At 62.2% G+C, this 21,821-nt stretch carries 14 protein-coding genes; 4 read left to right on the plus strand and 10 right to left on the minus strand.

All coding sequences use genetic code 11. From position 1 onward, the window contains the following. Together araD1 and AD666_RS16010 are read right to left on the minus strand one after the other, a co-directional pair. Positions 1-993 carry an AraD1 family protein gene (gene araD1 / locus AD666_RS16005; protein WP_053153770.1) on the minus strand — a complete coding sequence of 331 codons (993 nt, stop codon included), beginning with the start codon at positions 991-993 and terminating at the stop codon, positions 1-3. Between the two features lie 157 nt (positions 994-1,150). After that, positions 1,151-2,473: an MFS transporter gene (locus tag AD666_RS16010; RefSeq protein ID WP_053153772.1), complete on the minus strand. Its 1,323-nt coding sequence runs from the start codon at positions 2,471-2,473 to the stop codon at positions 1,151-1,153. A gap of 190 nt (positions 2,474-2,663) precedes the next feature. Between AD666_RS16010 and AD666_RS16015 the strand changes: the two genes are divergently transcribed. The 3 genes from AD666_RS16015 to AD666_RS16025 all read left to right on the plus strand — a co-directional run bounded on the left by AD666_RS16015 (position 2,664) and on the right by AD666_RS16025 (position 10,204). Then, positions 2,664-4,400 carry an IlvD/Edd family dehydratase gene (locus AD666_RS16015; RefSeq protein ID WP_053153775.1) on the plus strand — a complete coding sequence of 579 codons (1,737 nt, stop codon included), beginning with the start codon at positions 2,664-2,666 and terminating at the stop codon, positions 4,398-4,400. Between the two features lie 236 nt (positions 4,401-4,636). Then, positions 4,637-5,356 carry a FadR/GntR family transcriptional regulator gene (locus AD666_RS16020; RefSeq protein WP_053153778.1) on the plus strand — a complete coding sequence of 240 codons (720 nt, stop codon included), beginning with the start codon at positions 4,637-4,639 and terminating at the stop codon, positions 5,354-5,356. Positions 5,357-5,491: 135 nt separating this feature from the next. Beyond that, entirely contained in the window at positions 5,492-10,204 is a 4,713-nt protein-coding gene (locus tag AD666_RS16025) for a dermonecrotic toxin domain-containing protein (RefSeq protein WP_053153782.1), read from the plus strand. Between the two features lie 142 nt (positions 10,205-10,346). Here AD666_RS16025 and AD666_RS16030 read toward each other — a convergent pair whose 3' ends face one another. The 8 genes from AD666_RS16030 to AD666_RS16065 all read right to left on the minus strand — a co-directional run bounded on the left by AD666_RS16030 (position 10,347) and on the right by AD666_RS16065 (position 20,729). Further along, the gene (locus tag AD666_RS16030; RefSeq protein WP_053153785.1) at positions 10,347-12,722 is read right to left on the minus strand and encodes an RND family transporter; all 2,376 of its coding nucleotides are present in this window, start codon (positions 12,720-12,722) and stop codon (positions 10,347-10,349) included. Between the two features lie 43 nt (positions 12,723-12,765). After that, positions 12,766-13,818: a YCF48-related protein gene (locus tag AD666_RS16035; RefSeq protein WP_053153787.1), complete on the minus strand. Its 1,053-nt coding sequence runs from the start codon at positions 13,816-13,818 to the stop codon at positions 12,766-12,768. A gap of 376 nt (positions 13,819-14,194) precedes the next feature. Beyond that, positions 14,195-16,852 carry an aminopeptidase N gene (pepN, locus tag AD666_RS16040; RefSeq protein ID WP_053153788.1) on the minus strand — a complete coding sequence of 886 codons (2,658 nt, stop codon included), beginning with the start codon at positions 16,850-16,852 and terminating at the stop codon, positions 14,195-14,197. A 13-nt stretch (positions 16,853-16,865) separates the two neighbouring features. Beyond that, positions 16,866-17,696, minus strand: coding sequence for a DUF2797 domain-containing protein (locus tag AD666_RS16045; RefSeq protein ID WP_053153791.1), 831 nt, complete (start codon positions 17,694-17,696; stop codon positions 16,866-16,868). Beyond that, positions 17,693-17,953: a YeaC family protein gene (locus AD666_RS16050; RefSeq protein ID WP_053153794.1), complete on the minus strand. Its 261-nt coding sequence runs from the start codon at positions 17,951-17,953 to the stop codon at positions 17,693-17,695. The genes AD666_RS16045 and AD666_RS16050 overlap by 4 nt, the downstream gene beginning before the upstream one ends. A 45-nt stretch (positions 17,954-17,998) precedes the next feature. After that, entirely contained in the window at positions 17,999-18,871 is an 873-nt protein-coding gene (locus AD666_RS16055; protein WP_053153796.1) for a rhomboid family intramembrane serine protease, read from the minus strand. After that, positions 18,868-19,842, minus strand: coding sequence for a metallophosphoesterase (locus tag AD666_RS16060; protein ID WP_371259601.1), 975 nt, complete (start codon positions 19,840-19,842; stop codon positions 18,868-18,870). The genes AD666_RS16055 and AD666_RS16060 overlap by 4 nt, the downstream gene beginning before the upstream one ends. Further along, positions 19,839-20,729, minus strand: a complete 891-nt coding sequence (locus tag AD666_RS16065) for an NAD(+) kinase (RefSeq protein WP_053153802.1) — start codon at positions 20,727-20,729, stop codon at positions 19,839-19,841. Before AD666_RS16065 ends, AD666_RS16060 begins: the two co-directional genes overlap by 4 nt. 103 nt (positions 20,730-20,832) lie before the next feature. Between AD666_RS16065 and AD666_RS16070 the strand changes: the two genes are divergently transcribed. Further along, positions 20,833-21,798, plus strand: coding sequence for a DUF1853 family protein (locus AD666_RS16070; RefSeq protein WP_053153804.1), 966 nt, complete (start codon positions 20,833-20,835; stop codon positions 21,796-21,798). Positions 21,799-21,821: the final 23 nt, after the last annotated feature.

The following is a 21,821-nucleotide window of genomic DNA, read 5'->3' on the forward strand; positions in this document are numbered from 1 at the left end:
TTAAAGTGTGCCGATAGTACCCGGGTTGAACACTGCGTCCACCGGGGCAATGCCATTGACCAACGGTGCGCCGAACTCGGCCTGGCTGATCTCGAACACATCCCCCGGCTGGGTGCGGATGCCGTCGGCGAACGACAGGGTCGCGGTGCCGAAGAAGTGAACGTGGACGTCCCCTGGGCGCAAGAACTGACTGTACTTGAAATGGTGGAACTCCAGGTTTTCGAGGCTGTGGCACATGTTCGCCTCGCCGCTGAGGAATTCGTTCTGCCACAGCACTTCGCCGTTGCGCAGGATTCGACTGGTCCCGGACAGATGTTGAGGCAGTTCACCCACGCGAAGTTCCGGGCCGAAACTGCAACTGCGCAATTTCGAATGGGCCAGGTACAGGTAATTCTTGCGTTCCATCACGTGGTCGGAGAATTCGTTGCCCACCGCAAAGCCCAGCCGATAGGGTTTGCCGTCGAAGCCGATGACATACAATCCGCTGATTTCCGGCTCTTCCCCGGCATCTTCGGCAAAGGGCGGCAGTGGAAACGGATGCCCCGGACGGACCACGATGCTGCCGTCACCCTTGTAGAACCATTCCGGTTGCACGCCGGCCTGCCCCGCCGCGGGTTTACCGCCCTCTACGCCCCATTTGAAGATGCGCATGGTGTCGGTCATGGCACTTTCGTCGCCGGCCTGCTGGTGCATCTTGTCCCGCGCCGAGGCGCTGCCCAGGTGGGTCAGGCCGGTGCCGCTGACCAGCAAGTGCGCCGGGTCCGGATGATCCAGCGGCGACAGGATGCGCAGCTCGGCAAGCAGCTTTGTGTAGTCATGGCTGGCGCCCAGGCCCAAGCCATTGACCTGCTGCTCAAGCTTCACACCCGCCTCGATAGCGGCCAGCGCCAGCTCCCGCACCGTTTGCGCGCCCAACACTTCGCGCACTTGATCGCCCTCGACCACACCGACGCGGCGCTCGCCGCCGGGTAATTCGAATTGAACTAAACGCATGGATCTCTCCTTGTAAACAAACCTTGAACACACCGCCAATCCACTGTGGGAGCGGGCTTGCCCGCGAAGACGGTGGCACAGTCAATATTTATGCAAGCTGACCCACCGCTTTCGCGAGCAAGCCCGCTCCCACACTGATCGTCTCAGCCTTCGAGTCTCAAGTACGCGTCGCCCCCCGGGCGCTGGCCGCGAATTGATCCGCCGGCAGCACGTGCCTGCGCTCCAGCAGTCGATAAACCACACCGGTCAACACCAGCCCAAACACCATCACGCACGACAGGAAATACAACCCGGACGCCAGACTACCGGTGTACTCCTTCAGCGCACCGATCACGAACGGCCCGATGTAACCGCCCAGGTTGCCCACCGAGTTGATCAGAGCAATCCCGGCCGCCGCACTGGCACCGGCGAAGAAACGCCCCGGCAGGGTCCAGAACACTGCCGTGCAGGAAAACAGCGCAAACGCCACCAGGCACAACGCTGCCAGTTGCAACACCGGCACCGACAGCCAGGCGCTGAGGAACAGACCAATGGCGCCCAGCACGTAGAGCACCGCCAGATGACCATAGCGGTCGTTCAAGCGGTCTGAACTGCGGGGAATAATCAGCAAGCCGACGATGCCGAAGATATACGGCACCGATGACACGAAACCGGTCACCAGGTCACTGCCGCCGAATTGCTTGATCAACGTCGGCAACCACAGGCCCAAGCCATAGATGCTCAACGTCACCGGCAGGTAGAACAGCGCCAGGAGCAGGACACGCTTGTCCTTCAACGCATGCAACGGATTACCGTGGCGGGTCTGGCCGTATGCCTGGAGGTCTTTTTCCAGCTCACCGGTCAGCCAATCCTTCTCGGACTGATCCATCCATTTCACCTGCTGCGGACCGTCGGGCAGGTAGCGCAGCACCGGCCAGGTCAACAGCACCGCCGGTAGACCGATAACGATGAACAGCCATTGCCAGCCGTGCAGGCCCAGGATGCCGTCCATGCCCAGCAAGCCACCGGACACCGGGCCGGTGATCATCATCGCAATCGGCTGGGACAAAATGAACAAACCCAGGATCTTGCCGCGATGGCGCACCGGGAACCATTGGGTGATGTAGTACAGCACGCCCGGGAAGAAGCCGGCTTCGGCGGCACCCAGCAAGAAGCGCATCACATAGAAGCTGTAGGGGCCCTGGATGAACGCCATGCCGATGGTGATTGCGCCCCAGGTGACCATGATCCGGGCGAACCAGCGCCGGGCACCGAAGCGTTCGAGCATCAGGTTGCTGGGTATCTCAAGCAGGAAATAGCCAATGAAAAACAGCCCTGCCCCCAAGCCATAGGCCGCGTCGCCAATGCCGACGTCGGCACCCATGTGCAACTTGGCGAAGCCCACCGCAGAGCGATCCACGTAGGCAATCAGGTACAGCAGGATCAGGAAGGGAATCAGTTTCAGCGTAATGCGACGGATAAGCCGCAATTCCTGGCTCATGGGTCCGGTCTCCAATTGTTGTTGTTATAGAACCGGGGGATTTCTCTCGCGAACGCACGCCAGGACAACCCCTCCGTTGAATCGACTATATAGTAATACTATTTAACCAACAACACTTCCAAACCGTGCAAATTGCGCTTATGTTACGCTCATGCTGGAACAATATAGTCATACAATAAGAGAATCGATCATGTCTGATAAGAAACCCTCCCTGCGCTCGGCCCAATGGTTTGGCACCGCCGACAAGAACGGCTTCATGTACCGCAGCTGGATGAAAAATCAGGGCATCGCCGACCATCAGTTCCATGGCAAGCCGATCATCGGCATCTGCAATACCTGGTCGGAGCTGACGCCGTGCAACGCGCATTTCAGGCAAATCGCCGACCACGTCAAGCGCGGCGTGATCGAGGCCGGAGGCTTTCCGGTGGAATTCCCGGTGTTCTCCAATGGCGAGTCGAACCTGCGCCCCACCGCCATGCTGACTCGCAACCTGGCAAGCATGGACGTGGAAGAGGCGATTCGCGGCAACCCGATTGACGGCGTGGTGTTGCTCACCGGTTGCGACAAGACCACCCCCGCGCTGCTGATGGGCGCCGCCAGTTGCGACGTACCGGCCATCGTCGTCACCGGCGGGCCGATGCTCAACGGCAAGCACAAGGGCCAGGACATCGGCTCGGGCACGGTGGTCTGGCAACTGAGCGAACAGGTCAAGGCCGGCACCATCACTATCGACGATTTCCTCGCGGCCGAGGGCGGCATGTCCCGCTCGGCCGGCACCTGCAATACCATGGGCACCGCCTCGACCATGGCCTGCATGGCCGAGGCCCTCGGCACCTCCCTGCCCCACAACGCCGCGATTCCGGCCGTGGATGCACGGCGCTATGTGCTGGCCCATATGTCCGGCATGCGCGCCGTGGAAATGGTCCGCGAAGACCTCAGACTCTCGAAGATCCTGACCAAGGAGGCGTTCGAGAACGCCATCCGGGTCAACGCCGCCATCGGCGGTTCCACCAACGCGGTGATCCACCTCAAGGCCATCGCCGGGCGCATCGGCGTGCAACTGGACCTGGACGACTGGACCCGCATCGGTCGCGGCATGCCCACCATTGTCGACCTGCAACCCTCCGGACGCTTCCTGATGGAAGAGTTCTACTACGCCGGCGGCCTGCCGGCGGTGCTGCGCCGTCTCGGCGAGGCCAACCTGATTCCCAACCCGGACGCCCTGACAGTCAATGGCAAGAGCATCGGCGAGAACACCAAGGACGCGCCGATCTACGGCCAGGACGAAGTCATCCGCACCCTGGACAACCCGATCCGCGCCGACGGCGGCATCTGCGTGCTGCGCGGCAACCTGGCGCCGCTGGGTGCTGTGCTCAAGCCATCCGCCGCCACCCCCGAACTGATGCAGCATCGCGGCCGCGCGGTGGTGTTCGAGAACTTCGATGAATACAAGGCTCGGATCAATGACCCGGAGCTGGACGTGGATGCCAACTCAATCCTGGTGATGAAGAACTGCGGACCCAAGGGTTATCCGGGCATGGCCGAGGTGGGCAACATGGGCTTGCCGGCCAAGCTGCTGGCCCAGGGTGTGACCGACATGGTGCGTATTTCCGACGCACGCATGAGCGGCACGGCCTACGGCACCGTGGTGCTGCACGTGGCGCCGGAAGCGGCAGCCGGCGGCCCTCTGGCGGCGGTGAAGGAAGGTGACTGGATCGAACTGGACTGTGCCAACGGGCGTCTGCACCTGGACATTTCCGACGCCGAACTCGCCGCCCGCCTGGCCGACCTGGCACCACCGCAGCAACTGCTCGTCGGCGGCTATCGCCAGCTGTACATCGACCATGTGCTGCAAGCGGACCAGGGTTGCGACTTCGACTTCCTGGTGGGTTGCCGCGGCGCTGAAGTACCGCGTCACTCCCACTGACACTATCCATCCCCGATGGGGCACAGATCCTCCGTGGGAGCAAGGCTTGCCCGCGATGGCGGTGAATCAGTCGCCATCGCTATCGCGGGCAAGCCTTGCTCCCACAGGGTTAACCCTCACAGGGGGTGGCTCTGGCAATGTGAGCCGTGTCGACATCAAAATCGCACTAGCGACCCGCCCTCGCCGCGCCTGCTATCATGCGCAGCAACTCCTCGCACAGGAACGCGACGCGTCCCATGGACTACCGTAAACCTTCCGACCGTAAAAGCATGCACGCCCGCATCGTCCAGGAACTGGGCATGCAGATCGTCTCGGGGCGCTTCAAGCCCGACGACAAACTGCCCGCCGAAGCCCTGCTTTGCGAAGAATATGCCGTCAGCCGCCCAGTCTTGCGCGAGGCCACCCGGGTGCTGGTCGCCAAGGGCCTGGTGTACTCGCGGCCACGGGTCGGCACGGTGGTCAAGCCGCGCCGGGAGTGGCACATGCTTGACCCCGACGTGCTGCACTGGCTGATGAAAAGCAGTCCGCAAAACGAATTCTTCAATCTACTGACCAGCGTGCGCAGCATCATCGAGCCAGCCGCCGCCGCCCTCGCCGCGCAGTTTGCCACCGAGACCGACATCGCCGCCATCCGTGAAGCGTACCAACGCATGGAAGCGGCACCGACGCCGGAAGCCATGCTGCAACCGGACCTGGACTTTCACAGCCTCATCGCCGATGCCACCCACAACGATCTGCTCGCCAACCTTTGCAACATGTTGTCGGTAGCCATCGCCGAAGCGCTCAAACACTCCAACCAGCGCCCCAACCTGCATGAACTGGCGATGCCACGGCACAAGGCAATCCTTACCGCCATCGAGAACCGCGACGCCCTCGGCGCCCGCCATGCCACGCTGGTGCAACTGGACGATGCCCGCAGCGCACTGAACGTGGTGCTGGGTACCGATCCGGCCTGATATCTCCCGCCAGGCCCATCAGGGCCTGACATAAACGTCATCCTTACCGGTGGTATCTATATACCGCCCGCACGGGTCCCAGAGGTCGATACTTTTCCAGGCGTCATTCCAACGCCCCTATGAAAAGGACTTCCCATGACCCTGCCCTCACCGGCCACCACCCCTTTTGCGCTTGCGCAAAGCGTCAGCCTGCAATTTTCCAGTCGCCCCACCTTCGAGCAGTACGCCACACGCATGCTCGAGCAGGCCATCAAGGAAAAATACCCCACGCTGGCCTTCGACCTCTCCAGGACCCGCCTGGCGACGCCCGATACGGCTTCTCGCGGCTATCTGCTCGAACCCTTCATGGCCCGCGTCCTGGACTACCTGGCGCAGGGTACCCCCGTGCAATTCAAGGATCGCAACGGGCGGCGCAGTTTCCTGTCCGACGCACCACCGCGGCTCCTTGCGCCAGACGATGGCAAGCTGGACATGAACGTCATCGAAAAGCTGCTGCTCGAACTGCCCTGGCGTGTGCCGATCGGGCTGGAGGATGCGTTGACGCGTTACTGGAACGCCAACATCGACAGCAGCCCGCAGAGGGACAGGCAGGACGGCACCAGCCATTGGCAGTGGCTCAGCGATGTACTCAGGAACCTGCTGCACATCCGTAGCCTGCAGCAGCAAGACCTTGGCGGCCAAGCTCGGCAAGTCCTCGACCAGATTGTCCGATGGCCGGACCGTGAACAACGCCTGCGGCACCATGCAAAAGCCGCCGTCCATGCCTACAGCCTGGAGACCCGGCTCACTCGGGACGGCTCCCACAGCGTATTGACCGGCAGCGAGGTCCTGCTGATCCACTGCGTGAAGAACGCGACGGTCTTGCTGCTTTGCAGTGCTGGAGGCGCTGTCCAGGCCTTCGACTCCCTGGAGGCTTTTACGCGTCATTGGGGCACCGTGATTGCCAGCCGTTACGTCGTGGACACCGTGACCTGCCAGCGCAACGAGATCGGTGGCAACGTTTTCGAAACCCAGTCGGCCATGATCCTGGAACAACAGCTGGCCGACCTGGACGCCGTGCAACTGCCCTCACGCATTGGCCTGCCAGATCTGGAGGCACTCTATGCCGAGCTGAGCGACCCCGCTCGCTACCTGCTCGACGCCCCGCGCCCGATGCCCGAAACATCGGCACGGATTGCCCCCCTGATTCCGGACTGGCTGAAACAGGCGTCCGTCATCGACAAGACGAAAATCCAGCAATACAGCCTGGCATTGGCCAGTGCCAAGAAACGCAACCAGGGGCGCACCTTTCTCAGCAACATCCAGGACATCAAGGCCTTCGCCGCCGATGCCCTGCTCGGTGTCTTGCAAAAGGCCAACGACCGCAGCCCGGCCAAGGCCCAGGCCAGCCAATACCAACCCGACGATGTGCGACTGACTTTCAGCGCAGCGGCGGGTTATCCGGGAACCATCGGCATCGTCGAAAAACGAACCATCAGCCTGACCGAACTGGCGATTGCCAATCTCGTCGCCCGGCCCGGCGTGGACCCGGTGCTCAGCCATCGTAAGGGGCTGGCATTGCCGGTATGGCTGACGGCGGATTTCATCACCCGCAAGGGCGGGCTGATCGAACAGGTGGACATCGGCACGACCTACCCGCGTTACCTGCAGCAAAAGCTGCTGGACGATGCGCCACAAGCGCACGAGCGCCAGCGGATATTCGCCGAGCAGATCCCCGCCCAACTGCCCCTGGATGCCCTCAAGCAGATCCTCAACCACGAAAACGGCATGACTCGCCAAGGCCTGGCCCTGATCGAAGCCCTGCTCAACCCCGAGGCCGATGAGCAACGAGTCATGGGCGCTCCCGTGGTCATCCGCCACCTGGCCTTCCTGCGCAAGCCTGAAGCGCATCCCGATACCGTGGCGAACATGTTCATCATCGAACCGGAGGACATCGCCACTGGCCCGCATGTGCTGTATCGCCCGCTCTATACGCCGTCGCTGCAGCAATACCCGACGCGCCAAGCCTTGCTGCAAGCCATCGTCGCCCCCGGAGACCTGCAGCAGAGTGTCCTGGCCTGGATGTCCGACGCCGCCCGCCCGATCTATGCCAATGGCGGCTTCCAGGAGCCCCACATCGTGCGCTTCTACCAAGGCGATGAGTTCAGCCTGCCCGAGAAACCCGCCCCGGCAACCCTGGCGATCGACAGCGTCAACGACGAGCTGCGGCAGTTCCTGCGCAACGGCGAGCTGATGCAGTATCTTTACGGCAGTAACGCGCGAGCCCTGGTCATCCAGGCCGACCGGGATTCGGTTTCCAACAGCGAAAGCCGCTGGGCCGTTTTGCTGCATGGCGGCAGCCTGCTGTTCAACACGCTGCTCTTGCCCCTGCTGCGTGGCCCGGCCCTGGCCACCGCCTGGCTGTGGAACCTGATGGCCAATGCCAGTCAGGACATTCCGGCGCTGAGCAGCGAAGACGCGGTGACGCGAGAACTCGCCGCCGTCGATCTGCTGCTCAACCTCGGCATGCTGCTGCTTCAATTCCCCTCCCTCAGTGCGCCACCTCATGCCCCCTTGCCCGAAACGCTCAAGGAACAGGCGATGCGCCCTCCCGCGCCGCGCATCATCCCCGAGCAGTGGCCCGCGCCCGCGCCACCGAGCATTCATGAAGGGCGCGTGGCCTTGCCAGGCGCACGTTTGGAGAACACCAGCAGGAACCTGGACCTCAGCTTCGCCAGCGCCCACCGTCGGTTGACAGCGGAGCAACTCGCCCGCCTGCAACGTTTTCAGGTAAGCCGCCCGGCGTCCATGCCCGAACCAACAAAATATGGCCCCTACACAGGCCTGTACGTCATCCGGAACATCTGGCACGCCCTAGTGGATGGAAAAATGTATCAGGTGACCCCGGAATCGGACGGCAGCGTAGTCATCGTCAACCCCCTCGCCCCGCGGGATCCGGCCCAGAACGGTCCCGTGTTGCAACCGGATGCCCAAGGCAACTGGTCCATCGACCTGCGTCTGCGCCTGCGTGGGGGCATGCCTCCCAAGCGCCTGGCCGAGATGCGTCGGCTCAAGACCCAGCGAGCCGCCGAACTGAGCAAACAACTGATGGATCACTACAACCAGGAAGCCGATCGGCAACGAGCCTTGGACATCGCCCAGGAAGTCATGACCAAAGTCCAGGAAGGCAACTTCACCGAGGCGCAACGGGTGGAAAAGCGGACGCGGTTTTACAAGCTGCTTGAGGAGCAGACCGACGGCTATTTGAAATTGCTGGACAACATAAACGAATATGCCAGCCTCGATATGCAGCTGCCCCCCGACATCATTCGCGCGCTGATGGAGAATGTGATCAACAATGCCCGCAAGGCTTTCCTGATCACCGAGTTCGACATGACCGCCCTCGAGGCCGCCTATAGCCGATTCACACGAGATTATTCGACCCTCCAAGCGACTGTGCCCGGCAACCTGCCCGACTATTTCAATTACCTCGACGCGTTGAGTGACATCAACGATCGCTCGATCCACTGGCTTGAACTCAGGGATCGTTACCTGGAAGCGCTGTTGAACCTGGACGCCGCCGGCGCGCAAGCCTTCGAGCGGTTGACCCGGGACCGCCCATTGGGGGAGCGAACGGCTCTGGCCACCAAGGCCTTGCAATTACCGACACTGGCGGCGCTGATCTTCAAGGATCCCGATTCCGACCTTCCCGAAAGCCTGCACAACATCACTCAACTGCTGATGGAGCAGGCACGCTCCCAGTCCGACCTGAGCACCTACGAGCTGACGTCAGCGGAACAGATGCAGGTGCTGGAAAGCCTGATCGAACACTACGGCGCCGCGCTTGATGCCATGCAAGGCATGAAGGCCCTCAATGCCGAAGAAATGGACAACTCCTATTTCGGCAGGCTGTTCAGGCTGGTGGAAGGCCTCTACCAAGACGCGTCCGCGAAATTGGCCGCCGAGATCAAACCTGAACCGCAATCGCGCAAGCGCCCACCCAAGCGCAGCAGAACGCTTGCCGGGCGCCCGCAGAAAAAGGTCATCAGGACACGCAAGAGCGGCGTATTGATCGGCGACCTGAAGCCAGCCGGCACAACCCTGCCAATCGAGGTCGTCGAGCTGCGCTCCGAAGTCGACGACAAATTGCTTGCCACCTATTCACAGCACGACGATGTATGGGACCTGGTGGAAGTCCAACGTCCGGCACCACAGCCCCGGACCCGCTCGCTCAAGGCGATCAAGGGCGATGCGCGCAAGTTGCTCGGACAATTGGAGAACAGCCTGCTCAGCGCCGAGGGCTACAAGACCCGGTGTCGCTTTCCCCAGGAAATCGAGGAAATCCTGAACAACGAGGCGAACCGCTTTCGTCGACTCGACGAAGAACTCGGCAGGGCGTTTCGTGCCTCGCAGAAGCCGGCCACGCCAGCCGAACAGACCTTGATGACTCAGCTGTCGGACGCTATCACCCGCTTGACCACCCAAGGCAGTGCCCTGCGCACCGAACTGAGTTTCAAATTGCCGCCCACCGACAGCAACCTGCGTTATCTGTTCGACAAAGGCCTGATACAGGTCGCCCGGCTCGGCGAGCGCAAGGCCTTGAAAGGCGAGCGCAAGGATTTTCTCCAGGAATACGCCGTCAATGACCGCGACGGCTGGCCGATCTGGTATGCGCATTTTCACTACGAAACGGCCGACACACCGAAAGCCGATTTCAGCGTTGCGCACCTCAAGACCAAGGAACAGCGCCGGGAGCACTACTACTCCCTGCTGGCCAAGGCCAAGAGTCCCTACGCGGTCGTGGATGTGTATCGCGGGCAGATCGGCAGGCCCCTGGCACTGAGCAAGTTCCTGCCGTTGGCGCCCTGAAGGCTGCCCCCAAGCCTATGTGGGAGCAGACGTGCTCGCGAAAGCGTTGGGCAGTTGGCGAAGATGTCGCTGACAGTCCGCCATCGCGAGCAAGCCCGCTCCCACAAGTCTTCCTCTGTACAGACTTTTCCTGTTGCCTCAATCAATGAGCAAACAACGAATTGCCCTTCTGCCCCGCCAGTTTTTCCGGCTTGATCAGGAACCGCGCCAGCGCCGGCAGCAGCCACAGTGCACCGAACATGTTCCACAACAGCATGAACGTCAGCATCAGCCCCATGTCCGCCTGGAACTTGATGGCCGAGAAAATCCAGGTGCAGACGCCAATCGCCAGGCACAGGCCGGTGAACAGCACGGCTTTGCCGGTGGATTTCAGCGTCTGGTAGTACGCCTCCTGCAGGGGCAATCCAGCCCGCAGGAAACTCTCCAGGCGGCTGTAGATGTAGATGCCGTAGTCCACGCCAATCCCCACACCCAGCGCTACCACCGGCAGGGTCGCGACTTTCACGCCGATGCCCATGAACGCCATCAGGGCGTTGCCCAGCACCGACGTCAGCACCAGCGGCAGCACGATGCACAGCGTTGCCGCCCAGGATCGGAAGGTGATCATGCACATGGTCGCCACGCAGATGTACACCAGGATCAGGATGGTCAGTTCCGATTCCTTGATCACTTCGTTGGTGGCCGCCTCGATGCCGGCGTTACCGGCGGCCAGGATGAATTCCAGGCCATCGCGGTTGTTTTCCTGGGCGAACGCCTGCACGGCCTTCACCGCACGGTCCAGGGTCTCGGCCTTGTGGTCGTTGAGGAAGATCAGCACCGGCGCCAGGGAGCAGCTGTTGTTGTACAGACCGTCAGCCCGCGCGATGGAGTTGTTGAGCACGTCAGGGTTGCGCGACAGGGTTTCCCATTTCAGGTTGCCCTCGTTCATGCCCTTGATCATTTGCTTGGACACGGTCACCAGGGAAATCGCCGACTGCACGCCCTCGGTGTTCTGCATTTTCCACATCAATTCATCGATGGGCGCCATGGCTTCGTAGCGCGAGCAGCCTTCGGCCTTGGTCTTGACCATCACCACCAGTACATCGGAGCTGGTGGAATAGTTGCTGATGATGAAGTTGTTGTCCTGGTTGTACCGCGAATCCGGGCGCAATTCCGGCGCGCCCTGGTTCAGGTCGCCGATCTTCAGGTTCTGGCTGTACCAGAGGCCGCCGCCAAAGGCCAGCACCGCCAAGGCAATGGAAACCGGCGCAACCCTGGCGCTGGCGAAATTGGACAGCGCACGCCAGAACGGATGCTCGCGGTTCGCGTCTTTCTTGCTGCGCTCGATGGCGCGCTTGCTGATACCCACGTAGGAGATCGCCACCGGCAGCAGGATCAGGTTGGTAAACACGATCACCGCCACGCCAATGGAGGCACCGATAGCCAGTTCGCGGATCACGCCGATGTCGATGATCAGCAAGGTAATGAAGCCGACGGCGTCCGCCAGGATCGCGATCATGCCCGGCAGGAACAGTTGCCGGAACGTCCGCCGCGCTGCCGTCAGGGCGTTGTCCGCCTCGCTGGACTGCAAGGCGATGCCATTGATTTTCTGTACGCCATGGGAAATGCCGATGGCGAAGATCAGGAACGGCACCAGCATCGAATACGGATCCAGGCCGAAGCCCGCCGCATGCATCAGCCCCAGTTGCCACACCACCGCCACCAGGGTGGTACTCAGCACCGCGATGGTGCTGCGCATGCAGTTCGTGAACCAGTACAGCAGGATCAGCGTAATGACGAAGGCCACGCCGAAGAACATCACCACCATGATCAGGCCATCGATCAGGTCGCCGACCTTCTTGGCGAAGCCGACGATGTGGATCTGCACGTTGGGGTTCTGGGCTTCGAACTTGTTGCGGATCTTGTCTTCAAGTTCGTGGGAGAACTTCTGGTAGTCCAGCGCCAGCAGCTTGCCCTGGTCCTGCGGGTCCGGATAGGACTCCAGCAACGGGATGTCGATGATGCTCGACTTGAAATCGTTCGCCACCAGGCGTCCGACCTGGCCGGACTTGAGCACGTTGTTGCGCAGCAGGTCCAGACTGTCGGCCGAGCCGTTGTAGCTCTGGGGGATCACCTCGCCACCGGCGAAACCCTCCTCCGTCACCTCGGTCCAACGCACGCTCGGGCTCCACAGCGACTTGAGGCCGGAACGGTCGACACCGGAGATGTAGAAGACTTCGTCGTGGATTTGACGCAAAGTCTCCATGTAGTCCTTGGAGAAAATGTCGCCATTGGTGGCTTCCACGGAGATCCGCACCGTGTTGCCCAGGTTCGCCAGGTCATTGCGATGCTCGAGCATCTTCTCGATGAAGGGATGCTCCAGGGGGATCATTTTTTCGAAGCTGGTGGACGGCCGGATCAGCGTGGCCTGCCAGAACAGGAAAAGGCTGACCAGCAGGCAAATGACGATCACTGCCGGGCGGTTGTTGAAAATCAGGCGCTCGAGGAATGTCGCCTTGTCTTGGTGATGACTGCTCATGGGGTCCGCCTTGTTGTTATTGTGCCCGACTCATATGCGCGGCTCATTTGCTCAGTTCAGCGCCGGTAGAGGTGGTGGTGCGCACGCCCCCTTGTCCTGCCAGGATCAGGTTGCCGTTGCCTGCCGCCGTGACGGCCGCCACGGAAATACGGTCCGGACGGTTGAACACGCTGAAGCTTTCTCCATCGTCGGTGCTGCGCGCCACGCTGCCGCCGTTGCCGACGATCACGATGGAACCGTCCGGCAGCAGCGTCGCGCCTGACAGACCGAACTCCAGCGTACCCCGTGCGGCCTTGAGTTCGACCTGCTCCCAGGTGCCGCCGAAATCGGTGGAGCGAAAGAGATTGCCGCGCAGGCCATAGGCCAACAATGTCGAAGGCTGGGCGGTACCGATGACGCCGAACAACGAACCTTCATACGGGCCTTCGACCTTTTCCCAGGTCTGGCCCCAGTCGGCGGAGCGGAACATGCTGCCGGCCTCGCCGACGATGAACAGGCCGGCGTCTTTCACGGCGGCGATGGCATTGAGGTGGAACTGATCCTCGTTCTCCAGGCGATCACTGGCGTCTTCCCAGTGCTTGCCGCCATCGGTGGTTTCCAACAACGCGCCGTAGGCACCCACTGCGAAACCGTTGTCGGGGTCCTTGAACCAGACATCCAGCAGCGGCGCCTCACGGGTAAGGTCTTCGTATTGCTTGGTCCAGGTACTGCCGCCGTCTTCGCTGGCGAGGATCTGTGCGTCATGGCCGACGGCCCATCCGCGCTTGTCGTCGACAAAAAACACAGCGGTTAGCAATTGGCGGGTCGGCACCTTGGCCTGGGTCCACGAGGTGCCCTGGTCGTCCGAATAGACAATGTGCCCACGGTCACCGACCGCCACCAGGCGTTGGCCGGCATGTACCACATCCAGCATCAGGGTCTTGCTGGCCCTGGCCGATTCGACGGAATAGATGACATCGGTTGTCGACGCCGCAACGGCCAGCGCCGGCGCGGACAACAGCGCAGAGCCCAGCAGCGAGAGCGCCGAGGCCAGCAACGCGACGCGGCGCAGTACCGGCGGGCGGCGGCAGCCCACAGCCATGACAGGCTCACTCATAGACCTTTCCCCCATTATTATTGTTAGCGGGCCCTTCTCTTCGCCGATCGCCGGGCATAGCCCTGAAACCTGCAATCTAGAGCCCCTTCGGAAGCTGACCTATCCTATCGGGCTTTCGGAAGACCTGACAATCGACGGCACGTTATCTTTTGTTAACCGCAAGGGTTGGCGCAGGGGGTGAATGGCGGGGTATTCGGTGGGGTGATGGCTGGATGTATTTCGGGGGATATCGGTGGTGCGCCCTTCGCGAGCAAGCCCGCTCCCACAAGGGATTGGCGTCGGACACAAGACTCATGCCCAACAAAAATCCCCTGTGGGAGCGGGCTTGCTCGCGAAGAAAGCACTGCGGTCTCGAAGGTAGACCGCAGCACTCACATCACGCCAGGCTCTTGCTCACCACCTCGAACACATCGCTGGACAGCCCGCCGGAGGCCAGGATGCGCTCCAGCTCGGCCTTCATCAGGGCCTGGCGGACGCTGTCGTATTTACGCCAGCGGGTCAAAGGCGCCAGTTGCCGCGAGGCGATCTGCGGGTTGAAGCCGTTGAGCTGGATCACCAGGTCCGCCAGGAAGCGGTAGCCCGAGCCGTCGGCGGCATGGAAGTTGATCAGGTTCTGCCCGGCGAATGCACCGATCAGCGCCCTCACCTTGTTCGGGTTCTTGATGTTGAACGCCGGGTGTTCCATCAACGCCTTGACCCGCTCCAGCCCACCGGGCAGCGGGCTGCCGGCCTGGACGCTGAACCACTGGTCCATGACCAGCGGGTTGCCCTTGAAGTTTTCCGCGAACACTTCCAGTGCCCTGGCCTTCTCGGTTTCGAAGGGCGAGTTGACCAACACCGCCAGCGCCGTGAGGCGTTCGGTCATGTTGTCGGCGGTGTCGAACTGCTCCAGGGTCGCACTCAGCACTTCAGGCTTGCCGGTCAGCATCAGGTACGACAGCGCGATGTTCTGCAAGGCACGACGGGCGAAATGCTCGGCCTCGGCCACATACGGCGTACGTTTCGACAGATCGCGGTTGGCCTCGTAGCGCAGCCACAGGGCTTCGAACAGGTTGTCGGCCAGTTGCTGGCGTGCGAATTCACGAGCGGCGTGGATCGCTTCCACGTCGGCCACTTCGCTGATTTCCGTCAGATAGGCTTCGCTTGGCAGCGAGAGCATTTCCGCAACCATGGCTTGATCCAGGGTGTCGTCCGACAGCACGGTGCGCAACGCAGTGACCAGGCGTGGATCCAGCACCAGGCTTTCGCCCTTCTGATGCTGGGCGATCAGCTCCTGCAACACCTGCACCGACAACTGCTGGCCGGCATCCCAGCGGTTGAAACCATCGCTGTCATGCTGCATCAGGAACATCAACTGGTCACGGTCGTACGGGAAGCTCAGCTTCACCGGTGCCGAGAAGCCGCGCAGCAACGAAGGCAGCGGTTTTTCGGCAATGTCGACAAAGGTGAAGGTCTGCTCGGCTTCGGTCACCGAGATCACCCGGGACGTGCCGTTCGCAGCGGCTTCCCCGCTCAGGCGCAGTGGCATTTCAGCTCCCTTGCCGTCCAGCAGCCCCAATTCCACCGGAATCACGAACGGCAGTTTTTCCGCCTTGTCCGGCGTCGGCGGGCAGCTCTGGCGGAAGGTCAGGCTGTAGGTCTTCGCCGCGGCATCGTAGGATTCGCTTACCGCCAGCCGTGGTGTGCCGGCCTGGCTGTACCAGCGCTTGAACTGGCTCAGGTCGACGCCGTTGGCGTCTTCCATGGCTTTGACGAAATCGTCGCAAGTCACGGCCTGGCCGTCGTGGCGCTGGAAGTACAGGTCGCTGCCCTTGCGGAAACCTTCCGGCCCCAACAGGGTGTGGATCATGCCGACCACTTCCGAGCCCTTTTCGTACACGGTCAGGGTGTAGAAGTTGGAAATCTCGATGAAACTGTCCGGACGCACCGGGTGGGCCATGGGGCCGGCGTCTTCGGCAAACTGGTGGGTACGCAGGTAAGCCACGTCCTGGATGCGCTTGACGGTGGCGGAGTTCATGTCGGCGGAGAACCCGGCATCGCGGAACACCGTGAAACCTTCCTTGAGGGACAGCTGGAACCAGTCGCGGCAGGTCACGCGGTTACCCGACCAGTTATGGAAATACTCGTGGGCGACGATGGCCTCGACCCGCTGGTGCGCGGCGTCGGTGGCGGTCTCGGCGCGGGCCAGCACGGCACTGGAGTTGAAGATGTTGAGGCCCTTGTTCTCCATGGCGCCCATGTTGAAATCGTTGACCGCGACGATCATGAAGATGTCCAGGTCGTACTCGCGCCCGTAGACCTCTTCGTCCCAGCGCATGGACTTCTTCAGGCTGGTCATGGCGTGCTGGCATTTATCGATGTTTTCCGGCTCGACGTAGATGCGCAGCGCCACCGTGCGTTCGGTCATGGTGGTGAAGGTGTCTTCGACGCACCACAGGTCACCGGCCACCAGAGCGAACAGGTAGGCAGGCTTCTTGAATGGATCTTCCCAGGTCGCCCAGTGCCGGCCGTCTTCGCCCGGGCCGCTGGCAATCGGGTTGCCGTTGGACAGCAGCACCGGATAGCTGTGCTGCTCGGCCACCACGGTGGTGGTGAATTTGCTCATCACATCCGGGCGGTCGAGGTAATAGGTGATCTTGCGGAAACCCTCGGCCTCGCACTGGGTGCAGAACATGCTGCCGGATTTGTACAGGCCTTCCAGGGCGGTGTTGGTTTCCGGGTGGATCCGCACGCTGGTGTCGACCGTGAACGCCTGCGTCTTTGGATGCAGGGTCAGGTGGTTGTCGTCCAATTGGTAATCACTTGGGCTCAGATCGGCATCGTCCAGCTTGACCGACAGCAGTTCCAAATGCTGGCCATCCAGCACCAGCGGCGGCAGTCCGGCACCGCGCTCGGGGTTGCGGCGCATCACCAGTTGCGCATGGACCAGGCTGTGGTCCTCGAACAACTCAAAGGTCAGGTGCGTCTCATCGATCAGGTACTCGGGCGCCTGATAATCCTTCAGGTAAATCATCTTCGGTTGTTCGGTGCGCATGGGTCGAATCCTTCTACTGATGCACGGCGAGCTGATAGGCCGTGTACTTACGAATGTTGATCACGCCGGTGTCGAAAATCAGGTACTGGCCCTTGATCCCCAGCAGCGTGCCTTCGGCAATCGGGTCCTTGTCCAGGTTGAAACTGACGATCTTGGCCGGGTACTGCTCCACCGGATAACGGATCTCGATCGGTTCGACGTCCGCTATGGTCTGGATCGCCTGCAGGCCGAATCGTTCCTGCAAGCCCTGCAATCCCTCGGCACAGCTTTCGAACAGCGAATCACGGATCTTCGGCAGGTCCACCGCCACCGCGTCGCCCTTGAGCAAGGCGCGCCAATTGGTCTTGTCCGCCACCTGGCTGCGGAACAGGTCTTCGACGAACCCCGACTGCTGGCGCGTGGCGACCCTCAGGATCGGCAGCGCCTGGCTGGCGCCCTGGTCGAGCCAGCGGGTCGGCAGTTGCGTGGCGCGGGTGATGCCGACCTTCACGCCTGACGAGTTCGCCAGGTAGACCACATGAGCGGTCATGCAGAATTGCTCGCCCCAGGCCGGTTCGCGGCAGGTGCCAGCCTCGAAATGGCAGCGCTCGGGGCTCATGATGCACACGTCGCATTGCGCCAGCTTGGTCATGCACGGGTAGCAATAACCCTGGCTGAAGCTGGTCTTGGTCCTGCGCCCGCAGTGGGTGCAATGGATCGCACCGAGAAACTCCAGGCGCACCGTGCTGCCGATCAGCGGGTTGACCGGCACCTCGACATCACCCAGGCGAAAGGCATATTGCACGGTCGGCCCGTCAAGGCGCGCCGACATCTTGCTGATTGCACCGCGGCCAATCTCGATCAATGGATGGCATCCGACTTGAACAGGATGTTCGGCACTTCGTGCGCCTTCGACTGGCACTCCTGCGGGCCCATGTAGCCGGTGCGCTCTTCCTCGGGCAGGTTCTGGATTTCCCAGGCGATCATCGCCTGCAACGATAGCTCGCGCTGCTCGGCGGTGAGCTTGTTGCCGTCGGCCCATTTACCGATCTCCACCGCCAGTTTCAGGCTGCGGTAGATGTCGGGGGTGATGTTTTTGATCATTTCGTTGAACGAAGACATAGGTTCTCCGCGCTATCGCGCATATTCAAGAGGCACAGGCGCCGGTCAGGGGGCCATTTTACGGCGAGCGAACAGCCCACCCAACAGCCCTGTGAAGCAACCGACGAGCAGCCCGCCGACGTGGGCCGCGTTGGCGATGTCGCCGAAGCCGATCAGCGAAACCAGCCCGGACAGGCACAGCAGCAGCCACACCAGCATCATCACCAGCACCCCACGGGGCAAGTGATAGGCGGGGTTTGGCGCCAGCAGTTGATAGATCCAGCAATGCCCCAGCAAGCCGTACAGCACCCCGGACAACCCACCGAACAGGGTCGGCCCGCTGAAGAAATACTGGGCAAAATTGGATACGAGACTGAACAGCAGCGTCAGCCCCAGCAGGTTGATGCCGCCCTGGCGCGCTTCGATCCGGCGGCCCAGTTCCCAGTACCACATGCCATTCATGGCAATGTGCAGGAAACCGAAGTGGATCAGCATCGGCGTCACCAGGCGCCACCACTGCCCCGCCGCCAGGCTGTCTGCCAGGGGGGTGAAATGGATGTAGTCGCCGACGACGCGAAATTCCAGGAAGGTCAGCCAGCGCAAGGTTCCAAGATTGTCGCCCAGCAAGGTGACCGCGCCAACGATCAGGCTCAGCAGCAACACCAGGGCGGTGATCGGACTGCGGGTCAATTGCTCGACGAAACCCGGTCGCCGTGGGGTGGTACTGCTGACAGGCAGCTCCAGCTGTTGCTCGGGATCACCCGCCGGAAAGCGTTCGTACAGGGAGCGCACGTCCTCGCTGATGTCGTCCGGCACCCACAGCACCTGTTCGCCCGCCTCTTCGCTGACGCGGTGAGGCACCTGCATGCGTTGCAGCAACTTGACGAAACCGCTCAGGTCTTGGGCCAGGGGTAAACGCAACACAGCGACAGCGGTCACTTTACCACCTCCGGTCGTTCCACATCGACCCAGACGAACTTGTTCGGATCCAGGTGGGTTTCCTGGTCCAGGCGATAGGCCGCCAGTTTGCCGTAGAGCACGGCGCTGTAATCCAGGCACGCCAGGTTCGGACGAATCAGCGCGGGTTTGCCGCTACGCCAGTAGTGACCGACGAACAGCAGCGGTTCATCGATGCCGTAACGCAGCAGGTTGTTCTTTTCATCGGGAGACAGAAGCCTGCGCGCCACCGGTTCGGGCAAGGCGTCGGGCTGGAAGACAATATCGCCGTAGGTCTGCGGGTCGTCCTCCCAGAACTTGGTGCGGAAGAACGAACGGGTCAGGCCATCGCCGCCGGTCAGGGTCATGCCATGGGGCAGGCGCATGTCGGTGCCGCGCAGCAGACGGTCGAACACCGTGCAGGCAAAGCTGCCCGATTGCGCCGAAGCCTGGAGAAAATGCTCGTCGACGCAGCCATCCGGGAAAAGCCCCCGCAGCGGCTCGATCAGGCCAGCGTCCCAACAGGCATGCACCACTCGGAACCGACCGGCGTCGACGAACAGTGGCAGTTCGTAGAACCAGGCGAGGAAATCGTGCCAGTCGCCGGGGTGGTGTTCGAACTGAGTCAGGGTTTCGTTGAGCAGTCGGGCATGGCGCGGCGTGTGCTCGCGCACATAGCGTTGGCCACTGCCGGGCAACGCCGGGGTGCTCCAGCCCAGGGCGTTGAACTCATGGTTGCCCATGATGCACAGCGCCTGGCCGGCCACCACCATGTCGTGGACGATGTGCAGCGCCTCGCGGATACGCGGGCCCCGGTCGATGATATCGCCCAGGAACACGGCCATGCGTGACCGATGCCGCCAGACCCCACCCTGCTTCTGGTAACCGAGACGGTCCAGCAGGTGTTCCAGGGTCAGGGCGCATCCGTGCACGTCACCGATCAGGTCGTAACTTCGCGCAGGATCGAGCATCAGTCGCCCCTTCCTCCCAACCGACTGCCCCAGCCGAGCTTGGTCCGGCAGACTTCGTAGTAATTGTGGTCAAGCGGATGAATCAGGCGCAGCTTCTGCGCCTTTTTGCTGACGGTGATGGTGTCACCCGGCGCGCAGGTGAAATGGTTCTGGCCGTCACAGGACACTTGCGGGTAGATCTGCATATCCTTGGACACGACGATTTTCAGCTCACTGTTGCCATCGACCACGATGGGTCGCCCAGACAAGGTATGGGGATACATGGGCACAACCACAATAGCGTCGAGCTTGGGATGCATGATCGGTCCACCCGCCGACAACGCATAGGCCGTGGAGCCGGTAGGCGTGGCGACGATCAGGCCGTCGGCCTTCTGGCTGCAGACGAACTGGCCGTCGATGTACAGCTCGAACTCGATCATGCGCGTGGATTTGCCGGGGTGCAGCACCACGTCGTTGAGGGCATCGCCCTGGCCGATGGCCTCGGCGTGACGGCGCACCTCGGCCTGCAGCAGGAAGCGGTTTTCCACCAGGTAGTGGCCGTCCAGCACTTCGGCGACCTTGGTTTCCAGCTCGTCCGGGCGGATATCGGTCAGGAACCCCAGGCTGCCCCGGTTGATCCCCAGCACCGGAATGTTGTGCCGCGCCAGGGCCCGCGCGGCGCCCAACAGGCTGCCGTCACCGCCGACCACGATCACCATGTCGCAGACTTCGCCCAGCATCTTGCGCGACGATGTCTGCAAGCCGTGGCCCGGCAGCACTTCGGCGATGGTGTCTTCGAGGATCACATGCAGGTGCCGCTCCAGGAGGAAACGTTTGAGGCGGCGAACGGTGTCCAACACCTGTGAACTGCCCAGGCGACCGATGATGCCGATATTGCGAAATTGCTCCATGGGGCTCCTGCGAGGGTCTGCGACGGGCGAAAAACCCGATTATGGGCGAAAGCGGCCCATAGACAAAATGCTTTAAGCCGTCGCGGCAGGCTATGCTCGCAAAATGATCCTCTTTCCCGAACTGCTGGACCTGCCCCGCCGCTTGCGCCACCCCGAGGTGCGCGATCTGGCGTGGGTGATCCTCGCCCCGCCGATGCTCATCGACGCGCCCTGGCCCCAACGCCATCCGCTGACCGGCAGTGACTGGGTGCGCGAACCTGATCGCCTGGCACATTGGCTGCGGCAACTGGACCGCGACAGCTATCCCCTGCTGCACTGCCTGTCCCAGGCCCGGACCCGGCGCCTGGGCCTGTATTACGAAAGGTTGTGGCAGTTCGCCGTGCAGCATGCACCGGGCATCGAACTGATCGCCGCGAACCTGCCGATCCGCCATCTAGGCCAGACCTTGGGCGAGCTGGACCTGCTGCTGCGCGACGGCGATGGCGTCCATCATCTGGAACTGGCGATCAAGTTGTACTTGGGCCCTCAGGACGGCAACGGGCAGGACAGCGCGCAATGGCTCGGCCCGGGCTGTCACGACCGGCTCGACCGCAAACTGACTCATCTGCGTGAACACCAGTTGCCGATATCGGCGCGCCCGGAAAGCCGCGACGCCCTGTCGGCGCTGGGCGTCGAGCCTTCCGGCATCGAGTCGTTCCGCTCCGAACTCTGGCTGGGGGGCTACCTGCTTTACCCCTGGCCCGGCCACGCCGAACCGCCAGCCGGCGCGCATCCCAGGCACTTACGGGGTAGCTGGCTGCACCAGCGCGACTGGCCGGCCTTCATCGCCCAACGCCCACCGGGCCGCTGGCAACCCCTGCCCCGCGCCGCCTGGCTGGCGCCGGCGCATTATCCGGCGGACCAGACCTGGAACGCCGGACAATTGCGGACGTGGCTTGGGGCACTTGACCCTATGGCCCCGGCCCAGTTGATGGTGCGCCTGACCGAAAACGCCGGCGGCGAGTGGGAAGAAGCCGAGCGGGTGTTCCTGGTGGCGGATCTTTGGCCGGATGTGCCGGGTAATACCTGAATGTTGCTGGGCTCGGACCACCG

Origin of the sequence: Pseudomonas sp. Pf153 (assembly GCF_001269775.1) — a bacterium.
In the GTDB taxonomy this organism is placed as follows: Bacteria; Pseudomonadota; Gammaproteobacteria; order Pseudomonadales; family Pseudomonadaceae; genus Aquipseudomonas; species Aquipseudomonas uvaldensis.